Origin of the sequence: Fodinibius sp., assembly GCF_034521915.1 — a bacterium.
In the GTDB taxonomy this organism is placed as follows: Bacteria; Bacteroidota; Rhodothermia; order Balneolales; family Balneolaceae; genus Fodinibius.
Genome location: NZ_JAXHLU010000009.1, coordinates 1 through 18984, shown reverse-complemented (window position 1 = coordinate 18984; position 18984 = coordinate 1). Strand labels below are relative to the sequence as shown.

Here is an 18984-nt window from a genome sequence, read left to right as displayed (position 1 = left end):
ATATGGAAGTCTTAGGAATAGATATTGGCAGCTATGGTATAAAAGGCTGTATCGTAGATACTGAGAAGGGAGAGATCATATCAGAGCGAAAAAGTACGCCTCCACTTGAAGATACTACGCCCCACAAGATTCTTGCAAAGATGCACCAGATTGTAAATAAAGAATTCAAGTGGGATGGCCCTGTAGGGTGTGCCTTTCCCGCACCCGTGAATAAAGGCATTGTACTATCCGCAAAACGCATTAGTGATTCGTGGGTTGATGCGAATGCCGAACAACTTTTTTCTGAGATTACTGAAAATGAATTTTCTGTGATTAACGATACGGATGCCACCGGACTTGCGGAGATGCACTTTGGAGCGGGACAAAAACAGGATGGGGTAACCATCGTACTTACCGTGGGTACCGGTATCGGTTCTTCTGTTTTTATGGATGATAGGCTCCTACCCAATACCGAACTTGGACTCATGGAGATTCGAGGTATTACAGTTGAAGAACGTGCATCAAATAAATCTCGTAAAGAGGAAGGACTTCGCAAAAAAACGTGGGCCAAACGACTGCAACTTGTTCTGGAGCATTTTGAGAAAATATTTCATCCCGATCTGTTTATTTTGGGTGGACCGTTAAGTCGCAAAGCAGACAAAACATTTCCTTTTATAAAAATTAATACGGCATTTAAAGCGGCAAGCTTTTTAAATGATGCCAGTATTGTCGGGGCTGCCATGGTTGCTGCCCACAAGAAAAGTTAACCTTTTTTATCGTTAGGGTTGGCTAGTTTGATTAAATAAGTAAAACTTCATTGTATTCTTTGCCCATCTCAAAAAACCTTTCTTTATTACCGATCAGTTAACAAAAAATAGTTTTTTCTCTATGCGATCATTTGTAAAGATTTTCTTTGTACTTCTTTTTATCCCGGCATTGGGTTTTGGTCAAAGTGGTGTTGACACCTTAAGTTTAGAATCAATTTTTTACGATCCATTGCTGGCGGGTAACAGGCCCGATATCATTTCTTTTTCTCCTGATCAGTCCCAAATTTATTATCAGGCTAATGACTCATCCATGACAAAGGAAGAGCTATTCCGACGTCCTGTTACGGGAGGAGAACGCCACCTTGTTTCTGACGATGTGAATCGAAATTTCCGTGTATCGCCAGATCGTCAAAAGTTGTTATATGTTGATCAAGGTGATATTTGGATGGCAGACCTTGATTTTGAAAACAAAAGACAACTGATTGATTCCAAAACCGAAGAGTACGGAGCAATGTGGAGTCCCGACAGTAAACGGATTGCCTTTGTTCAAGATGGGAATATCTGGATGATTAACATCAGTACGTCAAAGCTTACTCAGGTCACCAATAAAGAAGACGATGAGCCCGGGTTTAATGTTGAGGGCTGGGCAGGAGATGACCAGCTTGTTCTTACTCAATTTGATACCTCGGATTATGAGGAATATTATTTTCCGGAGTATGTTGACCAATATGTAAAACCCGGATCTACGCGCCGTGGTATTGCTAGTCAACTTGTTTCAGTTGTGGATCTGCAAAGCAAGGAGGTTAATCGCCTGTTAGAAAATAAAGGGTATATAGAGACGGATATAAGTACCCAAGGTAACTATCTTGCTATTGATGTTACCGGTCCGCCAATGAAGAAACGTGAGATCAAGGTTTTTAATCTGAGCTCAAAGAAACCTACAACGGTTTTTGAAGATTCGACCAAGGGCTGGCTATATAACACAGAGATCGCTTTTGCTCCATCGGGTAATAAACTGATGATCCTTTCTGAAAAGGATGGATGGAATCATATTTATACGGTTAGTCCTGATGGATCGAATCTTCGTCAACATACCCGTGGAGAATACGAAGTACCATGGGCGGAATGGCTCAATGATGAAACGATTATTTATGCCTCAACTGAAGTTGGTCCCGGAGAACGGCATATCTACCGGATGAATATTGACAAAAGTGAAACAGAGAAGCTGACGACTGAGAAGGGGTATCGACAGAATTTTGAGTTGAGTGAAGACCACACACATCTTGTATATCAGTACAGTTACTTTAACGAGCCGTTTGAGGTTTACTCACTTAATTTAAGTAATGATTCCGATGAAAAACGATTGACATACACCATTCCCGATCGATTTGATAAGATAGACTGGCAAAAAGAAGATTATATACGTTTTACTGCCAGAGATGGAGAAACCAAGTTGTCCATATCAGTTTTGGAACCCATCAACAAAACAGAAAAATCAAATCATCCGGTAGTGGTATTTGTGCACGGGGCGGGATCGCTGCAAAATGTGTATAAGGGATGGTCGAACAATTATTACCGGGAATATATGTTTCATCAGTATTTAACGGCGCGCGGCTATTATGTAATCGAAGTCGACTATCGTCATAGCACTGGCTATGGACGTGAATTTCGGGAAGATGTCACAAACTGGATGGGCAAATATGAAACCCGTGATATCATTGATGGTATCGATTACCTGGCTGAACATTATCCGCAGGCCGATACTTCGCGCGTAGGAGTTTATGGAGGCAGTTATGGCGGATTTATGGCGTTGTATGCTACCAGCGTGGCTCCAAGTTATTTTGATGCCGCAGCGGCATTGCGTGCAGTTACCAATTGGGAGAACTACTATTATACTAATCCGTGGTATACGCAGCCGCGGCTGGGTACGCCCGAAGCCGACTCTGCGCACTATGCCCGCAGTTCGCCCATCACCTATGTTGAGCAGCTGGAAGATCCTGTTCTTATTCTGCATGGATTAACTGACAACAACGTCGGTTTCCAGGATGCGGCCCAATATGTTGAAAAGCTAATACAAGATGGAGGCAAAGAGTTTGACATGATGATATATCCCTCGGAACGTCACAGCTTTGAAGATCCGGATGCGTGGTTTGATGAATACTCTCGCATTTTTGACTTTTTCAATAAGCATCTTCAAAATGAGGCAAATTAAATCTCGGGGAAACAAAACGTATTGGCATCAGTTGTAACCATTTGAAAACTTTTAGAACAAGCGCATAATTTTAATGATCTGGATATTTGCATTTGCGGTGACATTTGCATCCGCTCTTTTTGTGGTGGATAAATTATTGTCCGCCCCCAAATACAACGAAGATAATTCCGACCATTTTGACGGCAAGAAATTTGTTAATCCCGATGATGCCGGGACCCACCATTACGGAGAGGTACTTAAGTGGTGGCTGAGCGGCAACGATAAGGGGATTTGGCATGATTATGGTAAGGATGATTTGCCCGATCATCCCGCTCCGGAACCATCTGTTGATCACGGAAATCATCGTATCACTTTTATTAATCACGCCACTTTTTTAATTCAGGTTAATGGACAAAATATTTTAACTGATCCCGTGTGGAGTTTTCGGGCAAGTCCCTACCAGTGGATTGGCCCCAAGCGAAAACGTCCGGCAGGCATTGATTTTGAAAAACTGCCGCACATCGATACTGTTTTACTGAGTCACAATCACTACGATCACCTGGATATTGATACGGTAAAGCATCTGCAAAACAAATTTGACCCTCAATTTATCGTTCCTCTTGGTGTAGAGCGTTATTTACACAGTCAGGGAGTAGATAAGACGATTCGCATGGACTGGTGGGATAAATACGGCTTGGGTAATGATATCACTTTGACAGCCGTGCCGGCACGACACTTTTCAGGACGCGGACTCTTTGACCGAAATAAAACCCTATGGTGTGGGTATGTGTTAGAAAAGCCGTCTGGCAATATCTACTTTGCCGGAGATACCGGCTATGGAGATTTCCTAAAAGAGATCAAGCAACAGGTGGGCCCTATCAATACCTCAATTCTCCCCATTGGAGCATACAAACCCCGCTGGTTTATGGAGGTCATTCACATGTCGCCCGAAGAAGCAGTTAAGGCGCATCAAGAACTGGAATCCGAAAGGAGTATTGGTATGCACTTTGGGACCTTTCCCATGGCCGATGACGGGATGTATGAACCCCTGGAGGATTTGGGAAAAGCCTGCCGGAAGCATAAGATTTCAGAAAAGGATTTCATGAGTCTTGAACATGGTGAATCCTGTCACAGCTACGTAAAACAACCGAATATAAATTCAGAGGTTGCTTAATTGATTTGGCCTTTTGGATCATTATATAATGTATACGAGCTAATTAGAGAAATTGGTTTAGATTAATTCTGATCACACTATTTCACAGCTCATCACAATAGTGTTGTAATCATCAGGGGTAATTAAAAAATTGTGCTTCAAACTTAATAATTATCTCTTAGAATATTTACAAGTTATCATGAGATACTTGCAATCATTACTTTCTTTCGTACTACTATTACTTTTACTGTCATCAATGGCATTTGGACAGTCAATTATAAAAGGCACCGTAACTGAAGCGGAAACCGGCAATCCTCTGCCGGGTGTAAATGTCTATCTTTCCGGAACTACTCTTGGAGCTTCTACGGATGAGAACGGGTTTTATAAATTACGTACATCCGAACGGGGTTCATACAATCTTGTTTTTAGCTCTGTCGGATATGGGCAGAAAGCTAAATCACTGAAACTGAAGAACGAATCCTCAAAAACCATTAATATTTCACTTAAAGAAAATATATACCAGCTGAGTGAAGTTGAAGTAAAAGCATCCAATAAAAAATGGAAAAATCAATACGAATACTTTTTTAAGCAGTTTGTCGGACGAACAGAACGGGCCGAAGGTGTTACTATTGAAAATTCCTGGGCTCTAGAGTTCGAAGAAAATGACAACTTACTTAAAGCTACGGCTCAACAACCTCTAAAAATAGTTAACAGGAGCTTGGGCTATAAAATGCATGTAGATCTTATCGATTTTAGATGGCCAACCTACAGCAATAGAGGGGGCAGTTATAGATTCTTTGTACGTTACAAGTTAATTTCTCCCGAAAGTGCTCAGCAAGAGCTTGAATGGAAGAAGAATCGGGCTCAAAGTTATCTTGGTTCGTTTAATCATTTTCTTAAAACACTGTACCATGAACGCATAAATGAGAGCGACTTTTCTGTTTCAAGTCCAAATAATATTTCAGGGCTTTCAAAAGGTGAAACAAGATATGAATTATTGGATAGAGGCCAAGCATCTCGAGCTCATCGAGCTGCTATTAAAGGCTATAAAATAACACGAAAAGTTGATATTGAATATCATGGACAGGCTGAATTCGAATTCAATAGTAAGACCTTCTCGTTACCCATCTATAAAGAAGGTGCTATCAATGCTAATATTGAAAGCCGTATTTTTTTGGTGGATAAATATGGCAACCTACTCAATCCTATTTCTTTGATCTCCTACGGAGACTGGGCTGATGCACGTTTAGCAAATAGTGTGCCTACAAACTACGAAGTTGGAGATTAATCATTCCACCGGATACTAGAAATTGAACTGCGAAATGGGCTTCATTTTTTGTAGATTTATCCGTTGTTTAAAGCAATAACCAATAGCTCAACAAGAGCCTCTGATGTCTGATAATTATCGCGCGTTAACACGTACCTATCGCCCCACTTCTTTTGACGATATTGTATCACAGGAACATGTGAGCAGTACGCTCAAAAATGCGATCAAAAAGAATCGACTGGCTCATGCCTACATGTTTTGTGGTCCGCGCGGAGTGGGTAAAACCACGATGGCACGTGTGCTGGCGCGAACGGTGAATGACATTGACCGCGAGCTGGATGGTGAATCCTTAAATCAGACTCTTAACGTTGTTGAAATTGATGCGGCTTCGAATAACAGCGTTGATGATATCCGCGATCTGCGCGAACGGGTACGTATTCCTCCACAAAACGGTCGCTATAAGATCTATATCATCGATGAGGTTCACATGCTTAGCAAGTCGGCGTTTAACGCCCTGCTCAAAACGCTGGAAGAGCCGCCCGATCATGTAATCTTTATTTTTGCCACGACCGAGCCCCATAAAGTACTGCCAACTATATTATCGCGTGTTCAGCGCTTCGATTTTAAACGCATCAGCGTTGACCAAATTGTGGAGCGTCTTTCCAACGTGGCTAGAAACGAAGGCATTAACATCGATGAGGAATCACTCCATGTGATTGCCAAAAAAGCGGACGGAGCCCTGCGAGATGCTCTCGGCCTAATGGATCAGGCCATCGCTTTTTGCGGCAATAACATTCAGCATGAAGAGCTGCTCCGGGCGCTCAATGTGGTTAGTACCGAGCGCATGTTCGACTTTATGGATGCAGTAGAGAAGCAGGATGCTAGTCACGGGCTGGAGTTGATCAACGAGTTGCTGCAGGAAGGCTATGATATTCAGGAATACCTGGTTGGGTTAACCGAGCACTTGCGGAATCTTTATGTGGCCAAGAGTTCGGAGCAAATGCACTTGGTCGAAGCATCGCCCGATACGAAGAAACGTTATCGGGAATCTGCAAATACTTTTACGGAAGACGATCTGATGCGGATGCTTCACATTGTAAGTGAGGCACAGTACAAGATTAAAGAAGCTCATCAGCCTAAAATCCAGTTTGAGATAACGCTCCTCAAGCTTATCCATATGGAGCGCACTCAAAAGCTGAACACGTTGCTGACTGAACTGGAGCAGTTAAAAAAAAAGCTAAATAATTCTAAGCTTCCTGTATCGGCCGACACAGGTACGGATGGAGAAATTTCGAAAGAGAAAAAAGAACAAACAAGTACCGAGTCTGAATCTGCATCAACAAGTTTGACTTCTGATACAACCGATCAATCCACCTCACATGAGGAAAAATCGGAGTATGATCCAAAGGAAATTACTGAAGAATCAACAGATATAACCGGTGAGACTCCGACGCCGTCCGATTCAAATGGACAGGCTTCGCCCAGTGAGGATCTCAATTCTAAAGAGCAACAGCCGGTAACAAACGAGGTATCGGCCAAAGAAGAGGAACCTCAGGTTGATGAAGATGATGAGTTTGATAATCTGTTTGGGGCTTCGTCGTTGGGCAATCCCAAACCGCAAAATGGGAATGAGAATAAAACATCAGAACCACAACAGAGTGCTAAAAGTGAAACCGCAACGGCAACAAAACGTGCTCCCAAAGATGTTTCCCTGCAAGAAATAAAAGATTGCTGGGAGGATTATTTGGACAATCTTCGTGATCACGTACCGCAAATGCTTTACTTTCAGATGCAGCGTGTTGACCCTGTTGAATTAAAAAATGGGGATTTGAAACTTCGGGCTAATGATGATTTTGCCAAAAAGATTGTGGATGAAAACCGGCGTCGGCTCGGTAAGCTTTTGGAGGACGAAATTGGAGCTTTTCTCAATCTTACCTGTATTGTTAAAAAGCAGGAGAAAAATAAGGAGGATTCTATGAGTCCGTATGAGCGGTTTAAAAAACTTCAGGAGCGCGATCCCACGATCAAGAAGCTGGTTGAACTCTTTGGCGCCGAATTGGATTATAATTTAAATCAGTAGACTAAGACTCTTATCTTATTACAATCGATGACAGATTGTGTTGGATGAATTAAACATTTCAAAACGCTAAAACCTATTGTTATGAATCAAAATATGGCTAACATGTTCGGGAAATTTTCCGAGCTGCAAGAAAAAGTGGAAGAAGCAAAACAGGAACTTGCCAAACTTGAAGTTGAGGCTGAAGCCGGTGGTGGTATGGTTAAAGTAAAAGCAAACGGCAAGCGCCAAATTTTGAGTATCAAGCTGGATAAGGATGTTATTGATCCTGAAGATGCTGAGATGATGGAAGATCTGGTAGTGGCCGGTGTTAACAAGGCGCTGGATAAAGCCGAAGAAGCTGCCCAGGAACGCATGCAGGAAACTTATAAAGATATTCTTCCCGGCGGCGGAATGCCCGGTATGGATCTGAGCAAATTGGGACTTTAATTATCGTGTCATGCTGAACTCGTTTCAGCATCTATTATATTAACAGACCCTGAAATAAATTCAGGGTGACACGTAGCTTTTTAAAAATAATTGCTACATGGAAGGAACATCAGAAATACTGGAGCAGGCTATTGAACAGTTGGCCAAGCTTCCGGGAACGGGACGCAAGTCGGCGCGACGCATTGCATTGTTTCTGCTGAAGCAAAATGATGAGTCGGTGATCAATTTGGCGGAGGCGTTGATAAGTCTCAAAAAATCTATTACTCGTTGTTCTACCTGCGGCGTAATTAGCGACGGGGATCCCTGTTCCATTTGCCAAAATGCAAAACGTGAAACCGGACAAATTTGTGTTGTTGAAGAATCGCAGGATGTGTTTCTGATTGAAAAAACCAATGAGTTTCGCGGTCGTTATCACGTACTCGGTGGGGTTATTTCTCCACTCGATAATATTGGTCCTGATGATGTTCGCATTAAACAGCTTATGCAGCGGATCAACGAGGATGACGAAGAGATTGATGAAGTGATATTAGCGCTCAATCCCGACTCGGAAGGCGAAGCAACATCCTACTATATAAACAAGTTGCTTAAACCTTTTGATGAAGTAAAAGTAACGCGCATTGCATATGGCATTCCGATGGGAACAGAGCTCGAATTTATTGACGAAGCTACGCTGGGACGGGCTTTTGCAAGTCGAAATACGTTTTAATAACAATTGAAAACTTAGCTTCGTGAGTTTGACTGCTTTTCATGTTTGGTATCAAATAATTAATCAAAAAACGATATTATGAAATTACGACATTTACTTTTACCGCTACTATTTTTGGGGATAACGTTCTCTGCCCAAGCACAGGATGAAAATTACTGGCAGCAAGAGGTAGAGTATGAAATGGATATCGACGTTGATGTCGAAGACCATCAATTTACGGGAACCCAAAAGCTGACGTATCACAACAATTCGCCTGATACGTTACACCGGGTGTTCTACCATTTGTATTTCAATGCTTTTCAACCTAACAGCATGATGGATGTGCGTTCGCGTACGATCGAAGATCCGGATAGTCGCGTTCGTGATCGCATTCAGAAATTGCCCAAAGATGAGATCGGCTACCATCATATTAATAGTCTAAAACAGGATGGTGATGCCGTTTCATACAATGTTGAGGGCACCATCATGGAAGTTACTCTGAATAAACCTATTGCGCCCGGAGAATCCACAGTTTTTGATATGGAGTTTGAAAGCCAGGTGCCGCGGCAAATTCGTCGCAGTGGATGGATGAATAAAGAAGGCGTGGAATTTTCGATGAGTCAGTGGTATCCCAAAATTTCGGAATATGATGACAATGGCTGGCATTCCAATCCTTATGTAGGACGAGAATTCCACGGTGTCTGGGGTAGTTTTGATGTCGAGATTTCTATTGACAGCTCATATGTCATGGGGTCAACGGGGCACCTGCAAAATCCCGAAGAAATTGGTCACGGTTATGCCGAAACGTATGATCGTCCGGATTCAGAAAAATTAACCTGGCATTGGAAAGCAGATAAGGTTCATGACTTTATGTGGGGCGCCGATCCAGATTTTACCCACACCAAGGCCGAGCTTTCTAATGGAACGAAACTCCATTTCTTTTATCAAAAAGATACCGTCGCCGTTAATGCCGATCGTTACTCCCAGGAGCAATTGCGTGAAAACTGGGAGCGGCTGCCCGAATATGCGATAAGAGCTTTTGAATATATGAATGAGCACTTTGGGGAGTATCCCTATGATAAATATTCGTTTATTCAAGGCGGCGATGGTGGCATGGAATACCCAATGGCCACACTCATTACAGGTAACCGCTCATTTGGAAGCTTGGTAGGTGTCTCGGTTCACGAGTTAATTCATGCATGGTATCAAGGCGTGTTAGCTAATAACGAAAGCCGGTATCCTTGGATGGATGAGGGTTTTACCACGTATGCCTCAGCAATTGTTATGGATGAGCTGTTTAATAATGGACAGGGCGAAAACTTACATCAGCGTTCGTATAAATCCTATTTCAATATTATAGAAGATGGCAAGCAGGAAGCACTTGATACGCATGCCGACCACTATCATACCAATCGTGCTTACGGCACCGCCGTTTATTCAACTGGAGCCGTATTTCTAAATCAATTGCGATATATTGTAGGTGGCGAAACATTTGATAAAGGTATAAAGCGTTATTTTAATATGTGGAAGTTCAAACATCCCGATGGACGTGACTTTCTGCGTGTGATGGAAGAAGAGTCGAATATGGTACTGGACTGGTACTATCAATATTTTATCGAGAGTACCAAGCATATTGACTACGGAATAGCATCGCTGCTCGGTGTTGACGGATCAACCTACGTAACATTAAAACGGGAAGACCTGATGCCAATGCCGGTTGACCTTATGGTTACCTATGAGGATGGCAGTAAGGAGCAGTTTTATATTCCGATGCGAATTATGCGGAATACCAAGCCCAATGAAAATCCTGATATTCCTCGCACTATCAAGAAGGATTGGCCGTGGGTGAATCCAACATATACAGTAGAAGTTCCTCGTCCGGCGAAAGAGATTAAGCGTGTTGAGATTGATCCCACCAAGCGCATGGCTGATATCAATCGCGATAACAATGTTATTACGATGGACGAATATTTACAGCCGGCTAAGTAATTGAATAATCCTTTTTGATTTTAAAGCCCGGGTTTCTCATCCGGGCTTTTCTTTTTTTACTCGCAACATAGATTTCTCATTTCGTTTGTACTTCATTCGATATGAGAACTAAAATTGGAAGTACTAATAACCAAATTCGTCATCTCGAGCGTAAGCGAGAGATCCTTGTTCTCCCATTATTCAAAACAAAGATTTCTCACAGCACTACGCTTGTTCGAAATGACAACACACTTATGTAATAATTGGATGATGTCATTTAGAGAATGTGCGAGAGTTCTTTAATAGAGAAAAGATAAACCATGATTCTTTCGAAATGAAAAAAACTAAATCCTTCCCACTCGGAAATCATCTTTATAATTCAAAAATTTCCAATTGGGATTTACGTTGTTGATGAGTGTTTCTTTCTTCTTCCGGCGCCATTTCTTTAATTCTTTTTCTCGCTCAATCGCTTCTTGAGATGTTTTATAAGCTTCATAGTATATCAGCTTATAACAATAGTATCGTCCGGCAAAAGTTTTAGGATCTCCTCGATTTTCATAGTGCTCTTTTAAGCGTTTGCTTAATTCATTTGTCATGCCAATATACAAAGTGGTTCTACCGGGATTAGTTGTAATATAGACGTAGTAAGGCATAAATTATCCTCTCCTGAAGTTTATAGTAAGATCTCAGAAAGGTTTAATCCTTACAGTTTTTTAGTACTAGAATTTCTTAATAACGTTTGAAATAATAATAGTCTTAGCAGTTATATTAATAAAGCTTGTCATCTTGAACGGCGTGTGAGATCTGTGTTTTGAACAACTATCATACAGTAGCAGTAAAAACATAGAGTTGTCATTTCGTTTGCACTTCATTCGAAAGGACAACAACAATTGGATAACTACAATAACCTGATTTGTCATCTCGAACGTTAGTGAGAGATCCTTGTTTCTCATTATTCAAAACATAGATTTCTCACGGTGCTGCGCTGTTCGAAATGACAATAACAATAAGGGCAATCAAGCTTTCATTGAAAGCTTGGTAAGTGTTTAAAAATAATAGCCGATATTGATATTAAAACGTGTATTCCAGCGGGGATCAATAACACCAGCTCCTAATCCTTCTCCGAAGGTATCTGTCAGCCAGGGCTGGTTTTTTCCTGAGGCAATATCGAAATACGTATATACTTTTCCCGCTGTGACCATCACTCCAAGAACATTATGCTGGGAATCGGTGAAGGTTTCATTAGACTTATCCAGATAGGTATAGTTATCGTAGAAGGTAAGATTCGAAACCGGACCCCAATCGACATCTTTAGAGTACGAAACACCGAGTACATACATATTTCCTTCGGCAGCCACATCGTATGGAGCTACTCCGTAGGCTGCCATTCGAACAATGTTAGTGTTATTACTCGCATCGTTTTTTGCGTTGTGATTATAGTAGATATATTCGGTCTTAATATTAAAATTGCCGTACGTCCCGTCGATATGTGGTGCAATGGCAAAGTGATCGGAGACAGCATCAAGTTCAGAATTATAGATTCCACCATATTGCACGGAAGCTCCGAGTTCAGTATTGCTGGATGAGCTATGTTGTAAATTATAGGTGGTTCGAAGATTGAATTGACTGGTTTCAGCGTTGCTTTGATTTTGAGATGGGACAATATCATACGAATACCTTGCGGTGTTTTGTGGAGCAAACTGGGCAACACCGTTGGGGTCGGCCTGCATAAAATAAGCAAGATGGAAATTCCAATTGCCGCGGGCTGTTGTTAGTTTGAATCCCATATCATGATCGTCTTCCAAGCCCAGGTAATAGGGCAGTTGAAACCACCAGTTGTGAGAAGCATACTGAAGCAGTCCGAAAGGTACTTGGGTGACTCCCACTTGCAGATTAGTTTGTTTTGAGAAGTCATAGCCCAGCCACCCCTGCTTGATAAAGTGTGTCCCGAAAGTGGGATAAAACCGATACTCAAAGTTAATATTAATCCCTTCGGCACGTCCTTCTACATTAATCCGCCACAAATCAAAAGTGAATTGACTGTCTGATTCCCCAATGGAACCGCCATAATCTTCAAGGTAGAGATTATAACGTAGGGCTCCGCCGATATTCAGGTAGTTGCTGGTATCCTCACTGGCTACAGTCAACACCCCGGAATCCAAGATAGAGGGATCTGAATCTTCAGCATTGGCAAATGTGGAGGTAGCGGAAATAATCAGCAGGAAGAAAGTGATCAAAAATATTGAGTTGTTATTGCGTAAATACTTTTCAAAAAATGCGGATTGTAAAGTCACAATAGTTGGCTTAATTAATGTTTGATTGAGCAGATTCGTATGAATATTGTGCAGATAAAAAATCGCTATGAAGATGATAGAATTTGATTGACATGGGCAATTTCATCTTGGTTTACGGTGTGCCCCATGCCTACGTAAATTTTCTTTGTGACATTAGCGCCAATCTTTTGAAATATTTCTTCAGTAAGATCAACACGCTCCTGCGGAATATGGGGATCACGATCACTGCATCCTAAAAACACCGGTGTTTGTTTCATCGATCCCTTATAGTTTTGAAGGTTGATTTCATCCCCGATTAATCCTCCGCTAAGTCCTACTATGCCTGCGAATTGTTGGGGATGCCGGGCAGCAAATTCGGTTGTCAGGCATGCGCCCTGGGAAAAGCCCAATAGCACGACTTTGTTGGTTGGGATTCCAATATTATTAAGTTCTGCAATCTGGTCATAAATGGCTTGGAGCCCGCTTTTAATACCCGGTTGATTCATTTCCTTAGGTGCCATAAAAGAGCGGGAATACCATGTATGTCCCTCTGCTTGGATTGCACGATAATGGATTTGCTCTGCTTCAAATTCGTCAGCAAACATCAGCATGCTCTGGGCCGATGCGCCACGACCATGGATTAAGATCATAGCCATTTTTGCCTCATCCAGATCCACGCCGCCGGTAACAATTTGCTGATTTTGATGTGGACCGCTAAAAGGATTTTCAGGATCGACTCGGAATAAAGGCATGTTTATTTTTTATTATAGTTAGAGAATGAATTGTTGTAATCAATTTTCCTAAATCCCTCTTTTCCCACCGAATTACTCGGGGCGCGTAAGAGGGACTTTTATTACGTATTAATAGATGGCAGGGCGGCTTCGATTTGTTCTCGTTTTGGTTCGTGCCAGGGCGTAAGTTCTAGCTTTTCGGTCTGATCTTCATGAGGGTCAGAGTTAACAAAATAGCCCGGTCCGTGGGTAGCCATTTCAAAAAGAACACCGCCGGGTGTTCGAAAATAAACTGATTTAAAAAAGTGTCGATCGATAATTTCAGTAGGCTGTAACCCTTTCCGGATGACTTCAAAGCGCATCTCCGTAAGATCTTCCTCGTCTTTGCTTTGAAAGGCCACATGGTGGACAATGCCGGCTCCATTTTGACCGGATTGGGATTCTACCTTTTCTATGATCAGACTATGACCAAGCTTGCTGTCAGTATTGTACAACGTCAAGTTATTTTCAGTATCGACCTTTTTAAATCCTAATACGGAAGTTACAATTTCTTCGGTTTGTTCAACGCAATCTAACTTCAAGGTAGTACTCCAAAAACCCTGGATTTGATGCTCATTAGGGACAGAGGATTTGTCCCAAGATTTGAGACTCACTTCAATATTATCAAAAACCAGGTGAAGCTGAAGTCCATCGGGATCCTTGAAGGAAATGTGTGTTTTTCCGAAGCGATCAAAGGGTTTGCTGTGAGGGATGTTTTGTTCCTCCAGTCGTTCTTGCCAGTAATCCTGAGAACTTTTGGGAACCACCAGCGAAACCTCAGTTGCTTCTCCCGATCCGGGGGTTCCCTGTCGGGCGCGCGGCCACGGGAAAAAGGTGAGGCTGGATCCTGGACCACCCTCTGCGTTGGCATAAAATAGGTGATATTTCGTAGGGTCATCTTGATTAACCGTTTTCTTAACCATCCGCATGCCCAGCTTTTTGACATAAAAATCGTAGTTGTCCTGAGGGTCACTGGCGATAACTGAAATATGATGAAGGCCTCTGTGATTAGACATGATAAAATTAACTAATTGTTTAGTTTTGGTAATTCCTCTTCAATAATGTTTCGTTCATTTTCAAGCCATTTAGGCAGCTTTAGTGAAGACCCAAGTTCATCCAATGGTTCGTCCTTGGTAAAGCCGGGTGGATCGGTAGCAATTTCAAACAGAATGCCGCCCGGTTCGTGGAAATAGACCGATTTAAAGTAGTCGCGATCTTTTACTTCGGTAAGATAATACCCTTTGTTTAGCAATTGCTTTCTCAGTGAATCTTGCTCTTTCTCATCTTTTACTCTAAAAGCGATGTGGTGCACGGTGCCTTTGCCCGGACGTCCATTGAGATCGAACCCATCAATAATTTCAATTACAGATCCAAAGTCAGCATCTGTTTCATACAGATACCGGGATTCTAACTGATTGGTTAGCTTAAATCCCAAATCTTCTTCGAGCAGTCTTCCTGCTCCGGAATAGTTTTCTTCTGCCAGGGTTGCCCCATGCAAGCCACGGATGGTATGCTCCTCTGGGATTGGGCCCTCAGGCCAGCCTTCAAAATTATTTGCTGTTGGATCGAGGACGAGTTCAAGATGCAGTCCATCGGGATCTTGCAGTCCAATGACTTCTTTTCCGAAGCGAGAGAAAGGTTCTTCAATATCAAGGTTATGGTCGCGAAGGTGATCAAGCCAAAAAGCCTTTGAGCCGGTAGGAATTGAAAAGGAAACGGCTACAACTTGTCCGCGATCGGGATCACCATCTTGTAGATGTTTCCAGGGAAAAAAAGTGAGAATACTTCCGGGATCCCCGGACTCATTTCCATAATAAAGATGATAAACGGAAGGATCATCAAAATTTACGGTTTTCTTTACCAACCGCAGACCCAGAACTTGGGTATAAAATTTATAATTCTCATTAGGATTTCCAGCTACTGCTGTAATATGATGTATACCTTTTTCTGCCATGGTTGTGATTTTATCCCGCGGATTTCAATACTGATATTAGTTCAATGTTAAATTAATATGAAGCCTAAATAATTCCAATTTTGTCTATCTATTTTGTACACTCATAAAGTAATAAAATTACTCGTTGACTTTTGAAGATGGCAGACCACAAATGAAAGAAATGATTGAAAAGCTTTGGAATAGCAAAAAAAGAGAGAAGAAACTAGGACTGGCATTGGGAGGTGGAGCAACCTTGGGCGCTGCTCATGTAGGTGTGCTGCGGGCGTTAGAGGAATCTAAAATTGAAGTTGATTGCATAGCGGGTACAAGCATTGGAGCAATGGTGGGAGCGTTTTATTCCTTTGGGATGCCGGTAGATGAAATTAAAGATATTGCCCTGGAGCTTGACTGGCCTGATGTGTCTGGTTTAACTCTTTCCAAAATGGGATTGCTTACAAATCATGCCATGGGTAAGCTGATCGATACCCATTTGGGGGATGTTCAGTTTGATGAGGCCCAAATTCCATTTTCGGTCGTAGCCACAGATATATCAACAGGAGAAAAAGTAATTATTAGTGAGGGAGATGTTTCCGAAGCAGTTAAAGCCAGTACCTGTATTCCCGTGCTTTTTGAGCCTGTCACATTCGACGGACGTCTTCTTGTTGATGGTGGATTAAAGGAGAGCGTGCCACTATCAGCTATTCAGTCGTTTGGAGCAGAATACACCATTGGCGTTGACTTAAATGCCCACCGCAATTATGAGCGTCCGGAAAATATTTTAGATATCCTGAATAATACGCTGGAAATTGCGCTAAAGCATTTAGCCAATGTTAATACGAATGAAATTGACCTGCTTATTCAACCGAATTTAGCGGAGTTTAGTCGCAGTGATACCAAAGGCACGACCAAAATGATTGAGCGGGGGTATCAGGCTGCAGTAGAATCCTTGGAAGTATATGGGAACTAATGAATAGGATGTTCATGTGTCATTACCTCCTCGGTAGAATTAGTGATAAATGTGCCAGAAGCTTGACCAAGCAAGGCTATTTATTGATCAGGCTTATGGCTTTAACCACATTTTAGTGGATATAGTAAGATGTTTTAGCAATACTGAAGAATATTTTGAAACTGATAAAAGTACTTGAGACCTCATTAAATGAGTACCCAAGAAGAAGAATGACAGTCTTTTAGCATGGTATATATGCTCAAAATTTTACAAGCTGCTTTTTTTCTGTTAGTATTAGTTTAATAAACTATTCAGTTTAGAAAAGTTTGGGATACTAACGTTTATTAATCAGCCAAAAGAGAGGCTAACTACTATGAGACGACTACTATACATTTCTATTGTAACCATGATCACGATAACACTTGCCGCATGCGGAGAGTCGAGCACGGGGCCCGATACGGACGAGGATGATGGCAACAACAGCGAGCCAACCACTTATACCATTTCCGTGGATATGGATCCTTCTGATGCCGGAAGCATTTCTGATCTGGAGGATTCTTACGATGAAGGAGAAGAGATTGAAGTGGAAGCGATGCCCAATGACGAATATGTGTTTACCGAATGGACTGGGGATGTGGAGAGTCCAGAGAATCCTCTATCGCTTACGGTGGACCAGGATTACGAGCTGACGGCCACCTTTGAATTAAAATCCTATCAGCTTACGATAAATACCGAGGGCGAAGGTCAGGTTGCCGAAGAAGTTGTAGAGCAGACGTCAAAAGAGTATGAGCACGGCACCGTTGTGGAGCTTACCGCAGAACCGGGGGATGGATATAAATTCTCTGAATGGACCGGAGATCTAACTGGCTCGGAAAATCCCAAGCAAATTACAGTAGATGAACCCAAAGAAGTAACGGCCGTTTTTGAGGAGAAACAAGCAAAATTCTATGTGGCTGAAAACGGGGTTACCATAAAATGTGAAAACGCTGAGGTGGGTGATACCGGAACGGTGGATGGGGTTACCTATACCAAGCGTGACAAGTCCCAGATTACTACTTCCAATGTAGAAACTACCTGTACTTCAGACATTATAGGTATGCATGAGTTATTTCAGGATGCGTCAACCTTTAATGGTAATATTAGTCACTGGGATGTCAGTAGTGTAACCAGCATGTATCGCATGTTCGATGGTGCTACCTCTTTTAATGGTGATCTCAGTCATTGGGATGTCTCATCCGTAGAAGATATGGAACAAATGTTTGTTGAGGCCGACATCTTTAATGGCAACATAGGAAGTTGGGATGTCTCTAACGTGACAAACATGAATGATATGTTTCGTGACGCTACCTCCTTTAATCAAGATCTTAGCGGTTGGGATGTCAGCAGTGTAACACGTATGGAATCCATGTTTGATGGTGCTACCGATTTTAATGGGGATATTAGCAGCTGGGATGTTTCCAACGTGATGAATATGGTCGGAATGTTTTTTGGAGCTTCTTCTTTTGATCAGGATCTCAACAATTGGGATGTCACCACAGTAAACAAGATGCAAACAATGTTTGCCGGTGCCACGTCCTTCAATGGTGATATCAGCAGCTGGGATGTGTCTGGTGTGCAGAATATGGCAAGAATGTTTGATGAGGCTACTGACTTTAATGGAGATATTAGTGGATGGGATGTATCCAGTGTTTCGGATATGAGTGCTATGTTTCATGATGCTACATCCTTTAATCGTGATATAGGAAGTTGGGATGTGTCTAATGTATGGGAGATAGATTTAATGTTTGATAATGCTTCATCGTTCAATCAAGATTTAAATAACTGGGATGTTTCTAGTGTTACGGTGATGAATGAAATGTTTCAGAATGCTTCTTCCTTCAATGGTGATATCGGTAGCTGGGATGTAGGTAATGTTGTAGATATGCATGGGATGTTTCATGGCGCAACAGTGTTTGATCAAAATATCGGCAACTGGGATGTCAGCAGTGTAAAAAATATGTATCAAATGTTTTGGGGTGCGGAGTCCTTTAATTGGGGGTTAAATAACTGGGATGTTAGCAGTGTAGAAGATATGGGTTCGATGTTTGCCGAGGCTACTTCGTTTAATGGAAATATAGGAAGCTGGGATGTGTCCGGGGTATATGATATGAGTGGGATGTTCTTTAAAGCTTCTTCATTTAGTAGCAGCATAAGTCTATGGGATGTCAGCAGTGTGGGAGATATGAGTAATATGTTTGAAAATGCTTCTGTCTTTAATGGAGACCTCACCGAATGGTGTGTTGAAAATATTTCAGATGAACCGGTTAGCTTTTCTGACGGCAGTGCTTTAGCAGAAAGCAACAAGCCTGAATGGGGTACTTGCCCTTCGTAAATTTAATCCAATCATAAGAAAAGGCGGCTATTGGGCCGCCTTTTCTTATTTGATAGAATTTCATCCGAATGCTGAGTGTGCAGTCGGATGAATGTAATAGTGACCCAACGATAAAATAAGTAGGCTAATCTTATTAAAGCTTGCTTAAGCAAGCTTTATAAAATAAATAAGCCTG

The 18984-nt window shown here is 41.9% G+C and carries 15 protein-coding genes; 10 read left to right on the top strand and 5 right to left on the bottom strand.

Annotated elements, in window-relative coordinates; all coding sequences use genetic code 11:
- The first annotated feature begins 2 nt into the window (after positions 1–2).
- The 8 genes from ppgK to U5J89_RS06550 all read left to right on the top strand — a co-directional run bounded on the left by ppgK (position 3) and on the right by U5J89_RS06550 (position 10537).
- Positions 3–746, top strand: coding sequence for a polyphosphate--glucose phosphotransferase (ppgK, locus tag U5J89_RS06585; protein WP_322574810.1), 744 nt, complete (start codon positions 3–5; stop codon positions 744–746).
- A gap of 121 nt (positions 747–867) precedes the next feature.
- Entirely contained in the window at positions 868–2958 is a 2091-nt protein-coding gene (locus U5J89_RS06580) for an alpha/beta fold hydrolase (protein ID WP_322574809.1), read from the top strand.
- 73 nt (positions 2959–3031) lie between these two features.
- Complete coding sequence (locus U5J89_RS06575) at positions 3032–4111, top strand: MBL fold metallo-hydrolase (RefSeq protein WP_322574808.1); 1080 nt, start codon at positions 3032–3034, stop codon at positions 4109–4111.
- A gap of 178 nt (positions 4112–4289) precedes the next feature.
- Positions 4290–5378: a carboxypeptidase-like regulatory domain-containing protein gene (locus tag U5J89_RS06570; RefSeq protein WP_322574807.1), complete on the top strand. Its 1089-nt coding sequence runs from the start codon at positions 4290–4292 to the stop codon at positions 5376–5378.
- A gap of 103 nt (positions 5379–5481) precedes the next feature.
- Positions 5482–7437, top strand: a complete 1956-nt coding sequence (gene dnaX / locus U5J89_RS06565) for a DNA polymerase III subunit gamma/tau (protein ID WP_322574806.1) — start codon at positions 5482–5484, stop codon at positions 7435–7437.
- Between the two features lie 81 nt (positions 7438–7518).
- Entirely contained in the window at positions 7519–7863 is a 345-nt protein-coding gene (locus U5J89_RS06560; protein WP_322574805.1) for a YbaB/EbfC family nucleoid-associated protein, read from the top strand.
- 97 nt (positions 7864–7960) lie between these two features.
- Positions 7961–8569, top strand: a complete 609-nt coding sequence (gene recR / locus U5J89_RS06555) for a recombination mediator RecR (RefSeq protein WP_322574804.1) — start codon at positions 7961–7963, stop codon at positions 8567–8569.
- 78 nt (positions 8570–8647) lie between these two features.
- Positions 8648–10537 carry a M1 family metallopeptidase gene (locus U5J89_RS06550; protein WP_322574803.1) on the top strand — a complete coding sequence of 630 codons (1890 nt, stop codon included), beginning with the start codon at positions 8648–8650 and terminating at the stop codon, positions 10535–10537.
- Between the two features lie 323 nt (positions 10538–10860).
- On the opposite strand, the gene U5J89_RS06545 is transcribed toward U5J89_RS06550, so the two are convergent.
- The 5 genes from U5J89_RS06545 to U5J89_RS06525 all read right to left on the bottom strand — a co-directional run bounded on the left by U5J89_RS06545 (position 10861) and on the right by U5J89_RS06525 (position 15513).
- Complete coding sequence (locus U5J89_RS06545) at positions 10861–11169, bottom strand: GIY-YIG nuclease family protein (RefSeq protein WP_322574802.1); 309 nt, start codon at positions 11167–11169, stop codon at positions 10861–10863.
- Positions 11170–11562: 393 nt separating this feature from the next.
- Positions 11563–12810 carry a hypothetical protein gene (locus U5J89_RS06540; RefSeq protein WP_322574801.1) on the bottom strand — a complete coding sequence of 416 codons (1248 nt, stop codon included), beginning with the start codon at positions 12808–12810 and terminating at the stop codon, positions 11563–11565.
- 65 nt (positions 12811–12875) lie between these two features.
- Complete coding sequence (locus U5J89_RS06535) at positions 12876–13541, bottom strand: alpha/beta hydrolase (protein ID WP_322574800.1); 666 nt, start codon at positions 13539–13541, stop codon at positions 12876–12878.
- A gap of 101 nt (positions 13542–13642) precedes the next feature.
- Positions 13643–14575 (bottom strand): ring-cleaving dioxygenase, encoded by a 933-nt coding sequence (locus tag U5J89_RS06530; RefSeq protein WP_322574799.1) that lies wholly within the window; start codon positions 14573–14575, stop codon positions 13643–13645.
- An 11-nt stretch (positions 14576–14586) separates the two neighbouring features.
- Complete coding sequence (locus U5J89_RS06525) at positions 14587–15513, bottom strand: VOC family protein (RefSeq protein WP_322574798.1); 927 nt, start codon at positions 15511–15513, stop codon at positions 14587–14589.
- A 151-nt stretch (positions 15514–15664) separates the two neighbouring features.
- On the opposite strand from U5J89_RS06525, the gene U5J89_RS06520 reads away from it, so the two are divergent.
- Both U5J89_RS06520 and U5J89_RS06515 read left to right on the top strand, forming a co-directional pair.
- Positions 15665–16459 (top strand): patatin-like phospholipase family protein, encoded by a 795-nt coding sequence (locus tag U5J89_RS06520; protein ID WP_322574797.1) that lies wholly within the window; start codon positions 15665–15667, stop codon positions 16457–16459.
- A gap of 352 nt (positions 16460–16811) precedes the next feature.
- Entirely contained in the window at positions 16812–18809 is a 1998-nt protein-coding gene (locus U5J89_RS06515; protein WP_322574796.1) for a BspA family leucine-rich repeat surface protein, read from the top strand.
- Positions 18810–18984 lie beyond the last annotated feature (175 nt).

What these genes read in the sequence shown, in the direction of transcription:
- U5J89_RS06570 (WP_322574807.1), top strand. Translation starts at nt 4,290, where the DNA reads ATGAGATACTTGCAATCATTACTTTCTTTCGTACTACTATTACTTTTA.
- U5J89_RS06520 (WP_322574797.1), top strand. Translation starts at nt 15,665, where the DNA reads ATGAAAGAAATGATTGAAAAGCTTTGGAATAGCAAAAAAAGAGAGAAG.
- U5J89_RS06545 (WP_322574802.1), bottom strand. Translation starts at nt 11,169, where the DNA reads ATGCCTTACTACGTCTATATTACAACTAATCCCGGTAGAACCACTTTG.
- ppgK (WP_322574810.1), top strand. Translation starts at nt 3, where the DNA reads ATGGAAGTCTTAGGAATAGATATTGGCAGCTATGGTATAAAAGGCTGT.
- U5J89_RS06535 (WP_322574800.1), bottom strand. Translation starts at nt 13,541, where the DNA reads ATGCCTTTATTCCGAGTCGATCCTGAAAATCCTTTTAGCGGTCCACAT.
- U5J89_RS06560 (WP_322574805.1), top strand. Translation starts at nt 7,519, where the DNA reads ATGAATCAAAATATGGCTAACATGTTCGGGAAATTTTCCGAGCTGCAA.
- U5J89_RS06530 (WP_322574799.1), bottom strand. Translation starts at nt 14,575, where the DNA reads ATGTCTAATCACAGAGGCCTTCATCATATTTCAGTTATCGCCAGTGAC.
- U5J89_RS06575 (WP_322574808.1), top strand. Translation starts at nt 3,032, where the DNA reads ATGATCTGGATATTTGCATTTGCGGTGACATTTGCATCCGCTCTTTTT.
- U5J89_RS06550 (WP_322574803.1), top strand. Translation starts at nt 8,648, where the DNA reads ATGAAATTACGACATTTACTTTTACCGCTACTATTTTTGGGGATAACG.
- U5J89_RS06580 (WP_322574809.1), top strand. Translation starts at nt 868, where the DNA reads ATGCGATCATTTGTAAAGATTTTCTTTGTACTTCTTTTTATCCCGGCA.
- U5J89_RS06525 (WP_322574798.1), bottom strand. Translation starts at nt 15,513, where the DNA reads ATGGCAGAAAAAGGTATACATCATATTACAGCAGTAGCTGGAAATCCT.
- dnaX (WP_322574806.1), top strand. Translation starts at nt 5,482, where the DNA reads ATGTCTGATAATTATCGCGCGTTAACACGTACCTATCGCCCCACTTCT.
- recR (WP_322574804.1), top strand. Translation starts at nt 7,961, where the DNA reads ATGGAAGGAACATCAGAAATACTGGAGCAGGCTATTGAACAGTTGGCC.
- U5J89_RS06515 (WP_322574796.1), top strand. Translation starts at nt 16,812, where the DNA reads ATGAGACGACTACTATACATTTCTATTGTAACCATGATCACGATAACA.